Here is a 13,539-nt window from a genome sequence, read left to right on the forward strand (position 1 = left end):
CCCATGAATGCCTTTGCCGAGACGATGCTGGATGTGGCGCGTGTGCGTAGCGACTTCCCGATACTCGATCGGGAAGTCCACGGTAAGCCGTTGATCTATCTGGATAACGCGGCGACCAGCCAGACGCCGACGGCGGTCATCGACACGCTGGATGATTACTATCGGCGTTATAACGCCAACATCCATCGCGGGCTGCATACCCTGGCCGACGAGGCCACGGCGGCTTATGAGGGCACGCGCGAGAAAGTGCGGGCCTGGCTGGGGGCGGCGTCGCAGCGCGAGATCGTTTTCACGCGCGGGACCACCGAAGCGATCAACCTGGTCGCCAACAGCTGGGGACGCGCCAACCTGCGCCCGGGAGACGAGATCATCGTCTCGTTGATGGAACATCATTCGAATATCGTGCCTTGGCAGATGCTGGCCGAGGTGTTGGGCGTCACGCTCAAGGTGATTCCGGTGGATGAGCGAGGTGTGCTCGACCAGGCGGCGTATCGAGATATGCTGAGCGAGCGTACGCGCTTGGTGTGCGTCAATCATGTCTCGAATGCGCTGGGCACCGTCAATCCGGTGGCAGAAATGGCGCGCGCGGCGCACGCGCATGGTGCGCTGATCCTGGTCGACGGTGCCCAGGCGGTGCCGCATCAACGCGTCGATGTCCAGGCGCTGGACGTCGACTTCTATGCGTTCTCGGGACACAAGGCGTACGGCCCCACCGGCGTGGGCGTGCTCTATGGTCGTGAGGCCTTGCTCGAGGCGATGCCGCCTTGGCAGGGGGGTGGCGAAATGATCAGCCGCGTGTCCTTCGAGAAGGGCACGGTCTACAGCGAGATTCCGCACAAGTTCGAGGCCGGCACACCGGCTATCGCAGAAGTCATCGCACTGGGGGCGGCACTCGACTGGATAGCGGAGGTCGGTATCGAGCGAATGGCGGCGTGGGAACACCACTTGCTCGAACGCGCCACCGACAAGCTGCAGGAGGTCGATGGTTTACGCATGATCGGCACGGCGCCGGACAAGGTCAGTGTATTGTCGTTCGTCGTCGATGGTGCGCACGCTCAGGATATCGGCCTGCTGATCGACCAGCTTGGCGTGGCGATTCGTACCGGGCATCATTGTGCCCAACCCATGTTGTCCAGCATGGGACTCGACGCTACCTGTCGTGCCTCTCTAGCGGCATATAACACGCCGGAAGAGGTCGATGCGTTCGTCGAGGCCTTACAGAAAGTCATCGCCATGGTGCGCTAACGGAGACGGCATGGATCAACTGCAAAGCCTCTACAAGGGGCAGGAAATGCCCTTGCAGCGCGATGTCGAGGCGATCTCGATTCCCTTTGGCAAGAGCGTGACCTTGACCGAGGACAGTGTCGTCTCGGTGATGCAGGCCAAGGGAGGGACGGTCAGTGTCGGCTTCGAGGGGCGCATGTTCCTGATCGAAGGGCACGACCTTGATGCCTTGGGACTCGAGGCCCTGTCGCGTGCAACCCTGCCCGAGGGGGCTAGCGACGCCGAACTCGAGGCCTTCATATGGGCGCAGCTGCGGACCTGTTTCGACCCGGAAATTCCGGTCAATATCGTCGATCTGGGCCTGGTCTACGGATGCCGGATAGAGCATCTGCTGAGCGGTGAAACCATGGTCACCATTCGCATGACATTGACGGCGCCCGGTTGCGGGATGGGTGAGGTGATCGCGGAAGACGCTCGACGCAAGATACAGGGCGCCGCTCAAGTGGCCAAGGTGCATGTCGAGATCGTTTTCGACCCGCCCTGGAGCCGTGAGATGATGACCGAGGAGGCGAAGCTGGAACTGGGCATGTTCTAAGTTCTCAGCATTTTAGATCAATGTCTGGGACTTGAGCGTTCATCGCTCTCTTGTCTCATGGTGGCGTGTGGCCGCCCTTTATTCTTTGGAGACCAGCATGCCGCGAGATAACGGTTGCCGAGGTCTTGTTCGGTGGGGATGGCGGCTGCTCAAGTGGGGCCTGGTGGGTGTTCTTTTGATGTTGACCGTGGTGGTGGCACTCAATGTTTGGGTGTTTGCCAAGACGGCCGGTCGTATTCAGCATGACCCGCTGGTCTGTGCTTCCGAGCCGGTCGGGTTGGTCTTCGGCACCGCGGAAGGGTTGCGAGGTGGTGGCCACAATCCTTATTTCACCGCACGCATGGAAACGGCGGCGCAATTGTTGCGGTTGGGGCGTGTTCAGCATTTGTTGCTGTCCGGCGACAACAGTACGCGCTACTACAACGAACCCGTTTCGATGTGGCGCGCGCTGCGCGACCGCAACGTCAGTACCGACGATATGACCCTCGATTATGCCGGTTTCAGCACGTTCGACAGCGTGGTGCGCGCCCGGCGCGTGTTTGGAGTCGAGCGCGTCTTATTGATATCCCAAGCCTGGCACTTGCCACGTGCGTTGTTTATCGCCGATGCCATCGGGTTGAAGGCACAAGGTTGTGCCGTGCCGGAAGGGCAGATCGCAGGCGAGTGGCAGCTGTGGCTGCGCGAGTGGTTGGCACGCGCAGCCGCTGTCGGTGATCTCTACCTGTGGGGACGTGACCCTTACTTCCTCGGTCCTCAGGTCACGTTGCCGATTTTCAGGAAGCTCAAGGAGGAGTGAACCGCGCGTCAGCGTTTGTGCTGTGCATTGAGTTCGCGAATCAATGCGCGGCAATTCTTCCAGCAACGCTCTAGCGCCGGTTCCAGCGCGTCCGGGAGAGGATGGGTAAACGCCGTGCCCAGCGCCTGCATCAGCACGCGCTCTTGCTCGAGCAGCTCGCCGAGCAACACTTGGCTATCATTGCCCACGAAGCTCTTGATACGACTCCATAGCCAGAGGTAGTCATCGCGCTCGACATCGGCATCGCGTGGCAAGATGTCGAGATGTTCCTTGGACAGGTCCTGCAGCTCGCGCAGGGCCTTGCCGCGTTCTTCGTAGAGCGGTTTCAGCCGATCACGCAGGGCAGGTCTCAGGCGCTCGAAATTGTCCTGGAAATAATCGAGACTGTCGGCCAGCGCTTCAAGTACGCTGTCCATCGCCACTTGGCGATTATCGAGAAACATGGGCGGTCACCTCCTCCGGTGACGCAAATTGTGCGGGTGGAAACAGCGTTTTGCTACCCCGGCGGCAAGAAAATTTCCCCGTGTGGTACCGCCCTTGGCGACGGCGCCGCTTAGCCCTTTGGCTTGGGGGGTGCCTTGCGTGGTGCAACGGCGTTTTTCGCCATGTAGTCGATGATCTGTCCGGCGATATCCTTGCCCGTAGCGGTTTCGATGCCTTGCAGGCCCGGCGAAGAATTGACCTCCATGATCACGGGGCCGTGGTTGGAGCGTAGTAGATCCACCCCGGCGACGCGCAGGCCCATTGCCTTGGCGGCTCGGATCGCCGTGGAACGCTCTTCCGGCGTAATGCGAATGACGCTGGCGGTACCGCCACGATGGAGATTGGAGCGGAACTCGCCCTCGAGTGCCTGGCGTTTCATGGCGGCGACCACTTTGTCGCCGATCACCAGGCAGCGGACATCGGCCCCCTTGGCCTCCTTGATGTACTCCTGGACCATGATGTTGGCCTTCATGCCCATGAAGGCCTGAATGACGGATTCGGCCGCCTGATTGGTCTCCGCCAGTACCACGCCGATACCCTGAGTCCCTTCGAGCAGCTTGATGACCAGCGGCGCGCCTTTGACCATGGTGATGAGATCCGGAATGTCATCCGGCGAGTGGGCAAAGCCAGTGACCGGCAGCCCCAGCCCCTTGCGCGAGAGCAGTTGCAGCGAACGGAGCTTGTCGCGGGAGCGCGTGATCGATACCGAATCGTTGAGCACGTAGGTACTCATCATCTCGAACTGTCGCAGTACGGCACAGCCGTAGAAAGTCACGGAAGCGCCGATGCGCGGCACGATGGCGTCGAATGGCTCGATTTCCTCGCCTTTGTAGTGGATCGACGGTCGGTGTGAGGCGATGTTCATGTAGCAACGAAGTGTGTCGACCACTCGAGCGGTATGCCCGCGCGCTTCGGCGGCCTCGATCAGGCGCTGCGTCGAGTACAGTTTGCGATTGCGTGAAAGAATGCCGATATGCATGGTCGTCTCCACTCGGTGGCGATGCCGACGGGCTCAGGGCTCGCCGTGCAGAAAGGCCGCGCCGGGCGCGACTAGAAGGCGGCGCAACGCCCGCCGCCCAAGCAGCATAGGATGGCGCATGCTACGTCGATCGGTCAGGGTCAGCTCGATTGGATAGTCGAGCCCACCGAGTTGCATGGGCGTGCGGATCACATAACGCCATTGTTCGATGCCGTTGGAACTCCTGACCTTGCGACGGTCATATAGCGGTAGTTCCAGCGTATGAGGCGGTGCCTCGGGGCCGCCACTCCGGGTGATGAAACGTACCCACAGGTGCCCATGTCGCTCGAACGTCTCAACGTCCTCGGCATGCAGCGCCGATGTACGCGCGCCTGTGTCGATTTTAGCGCACAGTGTCAGGTCCAGCTCCGTCAGGGTGACCATTTCGCGTCGGCCGATGACGGCCTTGGCTTGATAGGGCAGTGCTTTCATGCGTCAACGATCCAGTTCGGCCAAGCGCTGGCCAATAGGGGAATCGGCATTCGCCTGACGCAGCGTCATGAGTACCGGTAGGCGCAAGCGTGGCACAAGCGCAAGGTCGCGTACCAGTGCGGTGAAGTTCGCTTGCGGGTTTTCCGCGAGCCGATTGAGAAATGTCGGCAAGCGCTGCGCGTCCTCGAGATGCGTCCAACCACGCGCGGCCATGGCGGCGAGCACATCGGGCCCGCAGGCTGCCGGATCATCGAGTAGCGTATCGTACCAGGCGCCCACGCGTGAATCGCGACTGCCTCCCAGCGCGCGAATCACCGCGCACAAGGTGTCGAGATCTCCTGAGCGTGCCGCCTGTTCTGCGCGTTCGCGAAGCGGTGGTACACATGCCGAGGCGAGATCGCAATGTTCCATACAGTAACAGAGAGGCTTGAGGACCTCGACGGGGAGCGCGGGAATGCGTTCGGCAAGCCGGGCTTCTTGCGTGCTGTCGAGACGGACGATGAGGTCGGCAATGCCTTGCAGGCCGAGCATCTGCCAGTTGACGCTGGCGTCGGCATCGAGCAGGTAAGCGTCGGCCAGCGCATGATGCTTGCTGGTCGATTGCGCAAAGTCGCGGGCCGCCTGGGCATGCAACATGGCCTGCTGTGTGAGCTCGGGGGTAAAGGCCAAGGGATTATCGCGCATCAAGTTATCGATATGCGGTGCCTCATCGCGGCCTACGCTGTCCACCGTACGCCCGAGGGTTTCGATAAGGCGCTCGAGGAAGGCATCGCGGGGCCCGGGTACCAGCATGCCTTGTTCATCCAGAGGCAAGGCTAAAAACCAGATCAAGGGCTCGCTGGCGATATCGCTACCGAGGCGGAATGCGCATGCCATGCGAGCCTGGCCGTTCCAGGGCAGCGGCCAGGGCGCGCTACCGGCTTCGAACTCGGTGAGCCGCGAGAATTCGAAGGGTGCAACGCGTCGCCCCATGTCGAAAAGGCGGACGTCCGCACCGGTGCGTTGGAAAAATTCGCTGAGGGTGGTGATCGACTGCATGCTGCCTCCGGGATAGAGCCCGGCACTGTAGCGTTCAAGACTGGCGCTGACCAGCCCCCGGGTGGTTAAAAAATAAACGCTTGCCGCCAAGCGGCGTCATCCATGGCCAAGCGCGGGTTGTCCCACGTTTATCCACAATCCCGTCCCAATGAACTGTGGGTAAACGCCGGGCTGGGGAAAGCCGCTGGCAAGCTGGTCAAACACCTGCCGTGAACGCGATAATGGCAGGTCAACTCAACACTGTTCAGGAAACGAGATGACGGCTCATGACGCCTTGATGGAGGCATTGGAAAACCTGGTAGCGGCGTTGCGCAGTGTCGATATGTGGCGAGTGGAAGAGCCGCCTGCAGCGGCCTTTACCAGCCAGCAGCCTTTTTGCGTCGACACCATGGCGATGCCGCAGTGGCTGCGCTATGTCTTCGTGGCGCGGCTCGAAACGATGGCTCAAGCCGAGTCACCGTTGCCGGCATCCTGCGAGGTCGCGCCTGCCGTGGAAACCTGGCTGAAGGATGCCTCGCCCAGCGTGCGTCGCGTGGTCACCGAAGCCGTGGCCGAGGTGGATCGGATCGTGACGGAGGCGTGAGGTGAGCGGATGCGAAAACGCCGGGCGAAGGCCCGGCGTTTGATCAACGTACTGATATGCGTTGCTTAGAAGCGATAGCTGAGACCGCCACCCACGGTGACCGGGTCGAGACTTACCGTGCCGGCTGACGCACCGTTGATATCGATGTCGGCGTCCACATCGGTGTAGCTGGCGAAGCCGTTGAAAGCCAGGTTGTCAGTCACGAACAGGTCGACACCCAGTTCGCCGACGGCGCCCCAGGAATCATCCATGCTGGTGCTCATGCCATTGCCGAGGTCTTCGCCGGAGAACTTGGTGTAATTGACGCCGGCACCGGCATAGGGCTGCACGCGCGAACCGGTACCCCCCAGCGGATAATATTGCAGCGTCAGATTGATCGGGCGCTGCTCGAAGGTGCCCTCACTCCCATTGGTCGAGAAGTCGTGCTCGAACTTTTCACTGGAGCTCAGTGCGACTCCCAGCTTGTCGTGGAAGAGATAGCCGACGCTACCCATGAAGCCATTCTCGTCTTCGACATGGCTATCATCGGTGTCACTTTTGGCAATATCGCCACGCACGAAGAAGTCGCCAGCGTTGTAGGCAAGAGCGGCTTGGGCGCCGAACGTGCAAGTGCCGGCAATTACCAGGGCAGAGAAGAGTTTGGTCTTGGTCATGGTGTGACTCCTTGAGTTCTGGCGCTGTGTCGAACAGCGTTTCCGTATCAACGCCTGCAGTATAGGAAACAGTGTTTTTTAAGTCCAGAAGAATTTACAAACACTGTTTCTTTACGTCCGGCGAGTGTCATTCACCATGAAGTTCAGATTCGCTAGAGCGTGGTATCAGGCGGTCGGCATGCTCGCGCTCGCCAAACACTCGAAAAACCTCTTAACTTGCTGTGATCCCATGGCGGAGGTGTCGGCGGCATGAGGGCGGTGCATTGTCGAGCACTGTCTGGTGTCTGTGGCCTGCTGGCCGGGGAGGGCGACGTTGCGTCTAGAGTGGATCTTGGTGAGCTGATGAGTGGAGGAAAAGATGGCGCTATCATCGTTGGCGAGTGAAGGGGCTCAGGGAGCGCGCCCTGATGCTGGTTGGTTGTTGTCCATCGTGGTACCGGTCATGAACGAGGAAGCTGCCATTGCGCCGTTTCTTCAAGCGGTGCGTGGCGCGCTCGATGGGCATATTGCGCGCTGGGAGGTGCTGTTCGTCGATGATGGTTCGCGTGATGCGACGCTGGACATCCTGCGGGATTCCAGCCGCTTGGATCATCGCGTGCGCTACCTGTCGCTGACACGCAATTTCGGCAAGGAAGCGGCCTTGACGGCGGGACTGGCACACGCCCGCGGTGATGCCGTCGTGCCCATGGACGTCGACCTGCAAGATCCACCGCACGTGATTCTCGAATTCGTGCATCTATGGCGGGAGGAAGGCTTCGACATGGTCTATGGCGTGCGTGGCACGCGGGAAGCGGATACGCATACCAAGCGTGCCACTGCCGGTTTGTTTTATCGCTTCTTCAATCGTCTGTCGGACACGCCGATTCCACACAATGCCGGGGACTTTCGGCTCATGGATCGTCGGGTGGTCGAGGCGCTCAATCGTTTGCCGGAACGCAGTCGGTTCATGAAGGGGCTGTTCTCCTGGCCTGGCTATCGCACCACCGGTGTACGCTATGCTCGTCCCACTCGCGAGACGGGGCGCAGCAAGTTCGACTACTGGAAACTATGGAACTTCGCCCTCGACGGAGTGGTGAGCTTTTCCACCTGGCCGCTGCGTATCTGGTCCTACTGTGGGGCGGTAATCGCGCTGATTGCCTTCCTGTACATCGTGTTTCTGGTCGGCCGCGTGGTGCTGTTCGGCAGCGATGTGCCTGGCTATGCATCGCTGATGACGGCGATCTTGTTCTTCGGGGGCATGCAACTGCTGTCGATCGGCATCCTCGGCGAGTATGTGGGCCGGCTGTTCATCGAGACCAAGCAGCGGCCGCTGTACCTGGTCGCAGAAGATAGTGATACACCACGACCATCAGGCCAACGAGGTGACAGTACGCCATGAGCCGACGCATGGGGGAGGCGGGTACCGCTGTGCGCTTCGGACTCGTTGGGGGCATCGCGACGGGGGCGCATTTGCTGGTGGCGGGTGTATTGCTCGGCTTCTGGCCCGTCATGTCCGAATTCGCGGCGAACGTCATGGCGTTTTTGGTGGCTTTTCAGGTGTCACTGATTGGCCATCGGCGCGTTACCTTTCGCCGGCGCGGCCGGGCAAGGCGTTTCTTTCTGGTAGCGGCGTCGGGGTTCGCGCTCAACAATGGAGTGTTGGCCGCGCTGCTGGCCGTGACTCCACTGGGCGGCTTTGTCGCCGTGGCGATCGCGACCTTGACGGTGCCGGTACTGACGTATGTGGCGTCACGCTTCTGGGCTTTTCGCGAACCGCATTGAAAAAGGGCTCCCGTGGGAGCCCTTGAACGATCATTCAGCGCGCGCCATGCGCTTTATTCAGCGTGAAATCTGTTTATATTCTCCGGCATCGCTGGTCATGCTGCTCACCACCAGAATGGCGATGAAGGCGGCGATAAAGCCGGGAATGATTTCATAGACACCGGGGCCGCCCATGAACTGTGCGTTCCAGCCCAGTGCGATCCAGATCATGACGGTGACGGCACCGACCACCATGCCCGCGATGGCGCCGGCACCGTTGGTGCGTGACCACATCAGCGACAGGATGATGAGCGGGCCGAACGCCGCCCCGAAACCAGCCCAGGCGTTACTGACCAGCCCCAGTACCTGGGAGTTCGGGTCCGACGCGATGACGGCGGCTACCAGGCCCACCAGGACGACGCTCAGCCGGCCGATACCGACGCTTTCCTTTTCGGATGCCTCCTTGCGCAGGAACAGGCGATAGAAGTCCTCGGTCAGCGATGAAGACGCCACCAGAAGCTGGCTGGAAACGGTGCTCATGATCGCAGCAAGCAGCGGGGCATAGAGGAAACCGGTGATCAGCGGATGGAACAGCAAGCCTGCCAGGATGATGAAGATCGTTTCCGGATCCTGCACATCCAGGCCATTGCGGATGGCATAGGCCCGACCGAATATCCCCAGAGAGATCGCCCCTACCAGAGAAATGAACATCCAGCTCATGCCGATATTACGGGCAATCGGCACATCCTTCAGCGATCGAATGGCCATGAAACGCACGATGATGTGCGGTTGGCCGAAATACCCCAGCCCCCAGGCCACTGCGGACAGCCAGCCGATGAACGTCAGTCCCGACGTCCACGAGAGTAGCGTGGGATCGACTTCATTCAGGGTCTGCGAAGCCTGGTTAAAGCCGCCGCCACCTTCGCCGAAGATCACGACCGCCGGCATGATGATCAGTGCCAGCATCATGATGCAGCCTTGCACGAAGTCCGTCATGCTCACGGCCAAAAAGCCGCCGACGACGGTATAGACGAGCACGACGCCCAAGGTGATGATGACACCTGCGGCGTAATCGCTCAGGCCGCCAATGTTGATCACGCCCGAAAACGCGCTTTCGAACAGCTTGCCGCCTGCCACCAGACCTGATGCGGTGTAGACCGAGAAGAAGATGACGATGACGATGGCGGACACCGTCCTCAACGACATCGCGCGTGTCGGGAACCGATTGGCCAGGAAGGCGGGGATCGTGATCGCATTGCCGTAGTGAACCGTCTGCTCACGAAGGCGCGGTGCGACCAGAAGCCAGTTGAAGAAGGCCCCCACGAACAGGCCGATACCGATCCAGGCCGAGCCCAGGCCGGATACGAACATTGCCCCGGGCAAGCCCAGCAGCAACCAGCCGCTCATGTCCGAAGCGCCGGCCGATAGCGCCGCCACTTTGGGGCTGAGGGTTCGACCACCCAGCATGTAATCTTCAGACGTGGAGGTGGATTTGCGCATGGCATAAAGACCTATGCCGATCATGAGCGCAAAGTAAGCGATAAGGCTGATCCAAACACCAATAGCCATGAAAACGTCTCCTGTTCTTATCTTAGTTATGAGGCCGGATGTGACCCCGGCAGATCGTCGGTACGCATGCGGGCCACAATACCGATGGCGAGTATCGTGAACAGGTAGAGCGCGGAGGCGACGTGAATGTTGGTGTTATGTGGGCCATAAGGGGGTTCCCTCCGTTTGTTGTTTGATGACGAGTGGTGATCACTCGTCTCCCAGCGCGAGTAGAGACGCGTTGCCACCCAAGGCGGCAGTATTGATGGTGCGGGTCTTCTCCGTGGCGAACCGTTGCAGATAATGCGGTCCGCCCGCTTTGGGACCAGTGCCCGACAGGCCCTGACCACCGAAAGGCTGAACACCCACGACAGCGCCGATGATATTACGGTTGACATACACATTGCCTACTCGAATTTTCTTCGCTATTTCAGCGGCGAAGGATTCGTTACGGCTGTGGATGCCGAACGTCAGACCATAGCCCTTGGCGTTGATGGTCTCGATGACGCGGTCGATCTCCGCGCTACGATACCGTGCTATGTGTAATACCGGTCCGAACTGCTCGCTCTCGAGTGTATCGATGCCGTCGATCTCGAACGCGGTCGGTGCCACGAAGTGGCCATGTTGCGTGGCCTCGGCATCGGGGGTCGCCTCGGCCAGCAGGCGACCTTCTTCCTTGAGGCGCGCGATGTAATCGTTGAGTTGACGATGCGCATCCTCGTCGATGACCGGGCCTACGTCGGTACCCAAATCGCGGGGATCGCCAATGTGCAGTTCTGCCATGGCGCCCTTGAGTAGCTCGATAACGTGGTCGGCGACATCTTCCTGGATGTAGAGCACACGCAGGGCGCTACAGCGCTGGCCGGCACTCTGGAATGCCGAGGTCACCACGTCGGCGACGACTTGCTCGGGGAGCGCTGTGGAATCGACGATCATCGCGTTCATGCCACCGGTTTCGGCGATCAAGGTCGGCAGCGCGGCACCTTCGCGGTCGGCGAGGGCGCGGTTGATGATCTGCGCAGTGTCGGTGCCGCCGGTGAAGACGACGCCGGTGATGCGCGCGTCACCGGTCAAGACGCTGCCCACCGTGGGGCCATCGCCGGGCAGTAATTGCACCACGTCGCGCGGCATGCCCGCTTGCTGGAGAAGTTCCACGACGCGGTGCGCGATCAGCGAGGTTTGTTCCGCGGGCTTGGCGAGTACCGAGTTGCCCGCGACGGCGGCGGCGACCATCTGGCCACAGAAAATCGCCACCGGGAAATTCCACGGGCTGATGGCGGCGAAGACACCCTTGCCGGACAGGATCAGCTCGTTGGACTCGCCGGTCGGGCCGGGGAGGGGAATCGGCGCGTCAAACATCTCGCGGGCGCGCATCGCATAGTAGCGGCAGAAATCCACCGCTTCGCGGATTTCGTCGACGCCATCGGTGAGCAGCTTGCCGCCTTCACGGGAGCATAGCGTCATCAGCTCGGCAAGGTGCTCTTCCATCAGGTCGGCGAAGCGCTCGAGAATCTGCGCACGTTCTTCGACCGGCGTATCGCTCCAGCGCGGGAAGGCCGCCCAGGCGGCATCCACGGCACGCTGGGCCTGCTCGCTCGTGGTCCACTGCACGCTGCCCACGCGCTGGCGGGTATCGTAAGGGCTGAGTACGTCGTGACGCTGTGCGGCATCGTCTTCCACGTCGAAGGCCAGCAGTGGCTTGACGTGATGTTCGCTATCCATGAACGCCGCCATGGCGTCGATCAGTGGTTGGTATTGGCTGTTGATGTTCAAGTTGACGCCCTTGGAGTTCTTGCGTTTTTCACCATAGATATTGCGTGGTAGCGGAATCCGCGGATTGGCATAGGTGTCGTATTGCGACAAGGTTTCCACCGGGTGCTCGCAGAGACTTTCCACGGGTACACGAGGATCGACCAGTTGGTGCACGAAAGACGAATTAGCGCCATTTTCCAGCAAGCGTCGCACAAGATACGGCAGTAGATCCTTGTGCGCGCCCACCGGCGCGTAAACGCGGCAATAAGTGCCCCGTGGCGCCCGCTTGAGCGCGGCATCGTAGAGTGCTTCGCCCATGCCATGCAGGCGTTGGAACTCGAAATGACGGTCTACCTCGTTGGCGAGTTCCAGAATGGTGCTGATGGTGTGGGCGTTATGTGTCGCAAATTGCGGAAAGATGCGTCCCCGGGTGTTTTCGGAGAGCAAGAAATGCACGCACGCGAGGTAGGCAACATCGGTGCATGCCTTGCGGGTAAAGACCGGATAGCCGTCGAGCCCTTGCTGTTGAGCTTCCTTGATTTCGGTATCCCAGTAAGCCCCCTTGACCAGGCGCAGTGGAATCTCGTCACCACACTGATCGGCGAGGCGGTTGATGTAGTGCAGCACCGGCAAGGCACGCTTGGAATAGGCCTGCACCACCAGCCCGAAATGTCCCCAGCCTCGGCAGACATCGCTTTCGAAAACGGTGCGGAAGACTTCCAGCGACAATTCCAGGCGGTCGGCTTCCTCGGCGTCGATGGTAATGGCGACGTCGTTGTCGCGCGCCAGCGAGGCGAGTCGGCGCACGCTGTCGGTGAGTTCTTCGAGAATCTGGGAGCGGCGTCCGAATTCATAACGCGGATGCAGCGCGGAAAGCTTTATCGATACCGAAGGTGCCGGCGTCTTGTCACCCAGCTTGCGACTGGCGGCCCCGACTCGCTCGATGGCTTGGGCATAATCGTTGAAATAACGCTCGGCATCGGGGCGTGTGCGTGCCGCTTCGCCGAGCATGTCGTACGAGTAGGTATAGCCTTTATCGAACAGCGGCTGCGAGCGCTTCAGCGCTTCATCGATGGTTCGCCCCAAGACGAACTGCTTGCCCATGATCTTCATCGCCTGGTACATGGCGCGCCGAATCACCGGCTCGCCCATGCGATTGACCATCTTGTTGATGAAGGTGGCGGGCTTGCCTTCGCGCGGCTGGTCGAGCTGCAGAACGCGGCCGGTCATCAACAGCCCCCAGGTGGACGCATTGACGAACCACGATTCGCTTTGGCCGACGTGTGCCTTCCAGTCGGCGGGCCCCAGCTTGTCCTCGATCAGCGCATCTGCGGTGGCCTTATCGGGAATGCGTAGCATCGCTTCGGCCACGCACATCAGCATCAAGCCCTCATGGGTATCGAGGCTGTATTCCTGCAGCAACTCGTCGATGGAGTCGACCGCCGTATCCATCTCTCGGACCTCGCGCACCAGTTCGGCGGTTTGGATGGCGATGCGCTTGAAGTCTTCCTCGTCGGTGCGCAAGAGCGCGGCCAATTCGGCGACATAGGCGTCTTCCTCGACGCTGTAGTAATCGCTGACACGGGCGAACAACGTCTTGAGGTCGTCGTTCCAGGTGGCAGTTTCCAGCATGGTATTGGCATTTTGCATGTCATGACCCCGTGATGATCGGCGACG

General features: G+C 60.6%; 13 protein-coding genes. 6 read left to right on the forward strand and 7 right to left on the reverse strand.

Annotated elements, in window-relative coordinates:
• The first annotated feature begins 3 nt into the window (after positions 1-3).
• From C8E00_RS00660 to C8E00_RS00670, 3 genes are all read left to right on the forward strand, one after another.
• Complete coding sequence (locus C8E00_RS00660; RefSeq protein WP_133693380.1) at positions 4-1,245, forward strand: cysteine desulfurase; 1,242 nt, start codon at positions 4-6, stop codon at positions 1,243-1,245.
• Positions 1,246-1,255: 10 nt separating this feature from the next.
• Positions 1,256-1,819: a putative Fe-S cluster assembly protein SufT gene (sufT, locus tag C8E00_RS00665; RefSeq protein WP_133693382.1), complete on the forward strand. Its 564-nt coding sequence runs from the start codon at positions 1,256-1,258 to the stop codon at positions 1,817-1,819.
• 97 nt (positions 1,820-1,916) lie between these two features.
• Entirely contained in the window at positions 1,917-2,615 is a 699-nt protein-coding gene (locus C8E00_RS00670) for a SanA/YdcF family protein (RefSeq protein WP_133693384.1), read from the forward strand.
• A gap of 8 nt (positions 2,616-2,623) precedes the next feature.
• Here the strand turns inward: C8E00_RS00670 and C8E00_RS00675 are convergent, their stop codons facing one another.
• From C8E00_RS00675 to C8E00_RS00690, 4 genes are all read right to left on the reverse strand, one after another.
• Complete coding sequence (locus tag C8E00_RS00675; RefSeq protein ID WP_133693386.1) at positions 2,624-3,058, reverse strand: hypothetical protein; 435 nt, start codon at positions 3,056-3,058, stop codon at positions 2,624-2,626.
• A gap of 110 nt (positions 3,059-3,168) precedes the next feature.
• A complete protein-coding gene (gene rimK, locus C8E00_RS00680) occupies positions 3,169-4,077 on the reverse strand; it encodes a 30S ribosomal protein S6--L-glutamate ligase (protein WP_133693388.1) in 909 nt (302 codons plus the stop codon).
• 33 nt (positions 4,078-4,110) lie between these two features.
• Positions 4,111-4,548, reverse strand: a complete 438-nt coding sequence (locus C8E00_RS00685) for an ATP-dependent zinc protease family protein (RefSeq protein WP_133693390.1) — start codon at positions 4,546-4,548, stop codon at positions 4,111-4,113.
• A gap of 3 nt (positions 4,549-4,551) precedes the next feature.
• Complete coding sequence (locus C8E00_RS00690) at positions 4,552-5,586, reverse strand: DUF3549 family protein (protein WP_133694466.1); 1,035 nt, start codon at positions 5,584-5,586, stop codon at positions 4,552-4,554.
• Between the two features lie 256 nt (positions 5,587-5,842).
• On the opposite strand from C8E00_RS00690, the gene C8E00_RS00695 reads away from it, so the two are divergent.
• Positions 5,843-6,169: a YqcC family protein gene (locus tag C8E00_RS00695; protein ID WP_133693392.1), complete on the forward strand. Its 327-nt coding sequence runs from the start codon at positions 5,843-5,845 to the stop codon at positions 6,167-6,169.
• A gap of 65 nt (positions 6,170-6,234) precedes the next feature.
• Here C8E00_RS00695 and C8E00_RS00700 read toward each other — a convergent pair whose 3' ends face one another.
• Positions 6,235-6,822: an OmpW/AlkL family protein gene (locus C8E00_RS00700; protein ID WP_133693394.1), complete on the reverse strand. Its 588-nt coding sequence runs from the start codon at positions 6,820-6,822 to the stop codon at positions 6,235-6,237.
• A gap of 358 nt (positions 6,823-7,180) precedes the next feature.
• Here C8E00_RS00700 and C8E00_RS00705 point away from each other — a divergent pair, with 358 nt between their 5' ends.
• A complete protein-coding gene (locus C8E00_RS00705; protein ID WP_133693396.1) occupies positions 7,181-8,200 on the forward strand; it encodes a glycosyltransferase family 2 protein in 1,020 nt (339 codons plus the stop codon).
• Complete coding sequence (locus C8E00_RS00710; protein WP_133693398.1) at positions 8,197-8,583, forward strand: GtrA family protein; 387 nt, start codon at positions 8,197-8,199, stop codon at positions 8,581-8,583. The genes C8E00_RS00705 and C8E00_RS00710 overlap by 4 nt, the downstream gene beginning before the upstream one ends.
• 57 nt (positions 8,584-8,640) lie before the next feature.
• Here the strand turns inward: C8E00_RS00710 and putP are convergent, their stop codons facing one another.
• Complete coding sequence (gene putP / locus C8E00_RS00715) at positions 8,641-10,131, reverse strand: sodium/proline symporter PutP (protein WP_133693400.1); 1,491 nt, start codon at positions 10,129-10,131, stop codon at positions 8,641-8,643.
• Between the two features lie 189 nt (positions 10,132-10,320).
• A complete protein-coding gene (gene putA / locus C8E00_RS00720; protein WP_133693402.1) occupies positions 10,321-13,512 on the reverse strand; it encodes a bifunctional proline dehydrogenase/L-glutamate gamma-semialdehyde dehydrogenase PutA in 3,192 nt (1,063 codons plus the stop codon).
• Positions 13,513-13,539 lie beyond the last annotated feature (27 nt).

It is taken from the genome of Chromohalobacter marismortui, from assembly GCF_004364315.1.
GTDB lineage: Bacteria > Pseudomonadota > Gammaproteobacteria > Pseudomonadales > Halomonadaceae > Chromohalobacter > Chromohalobacter marismortui.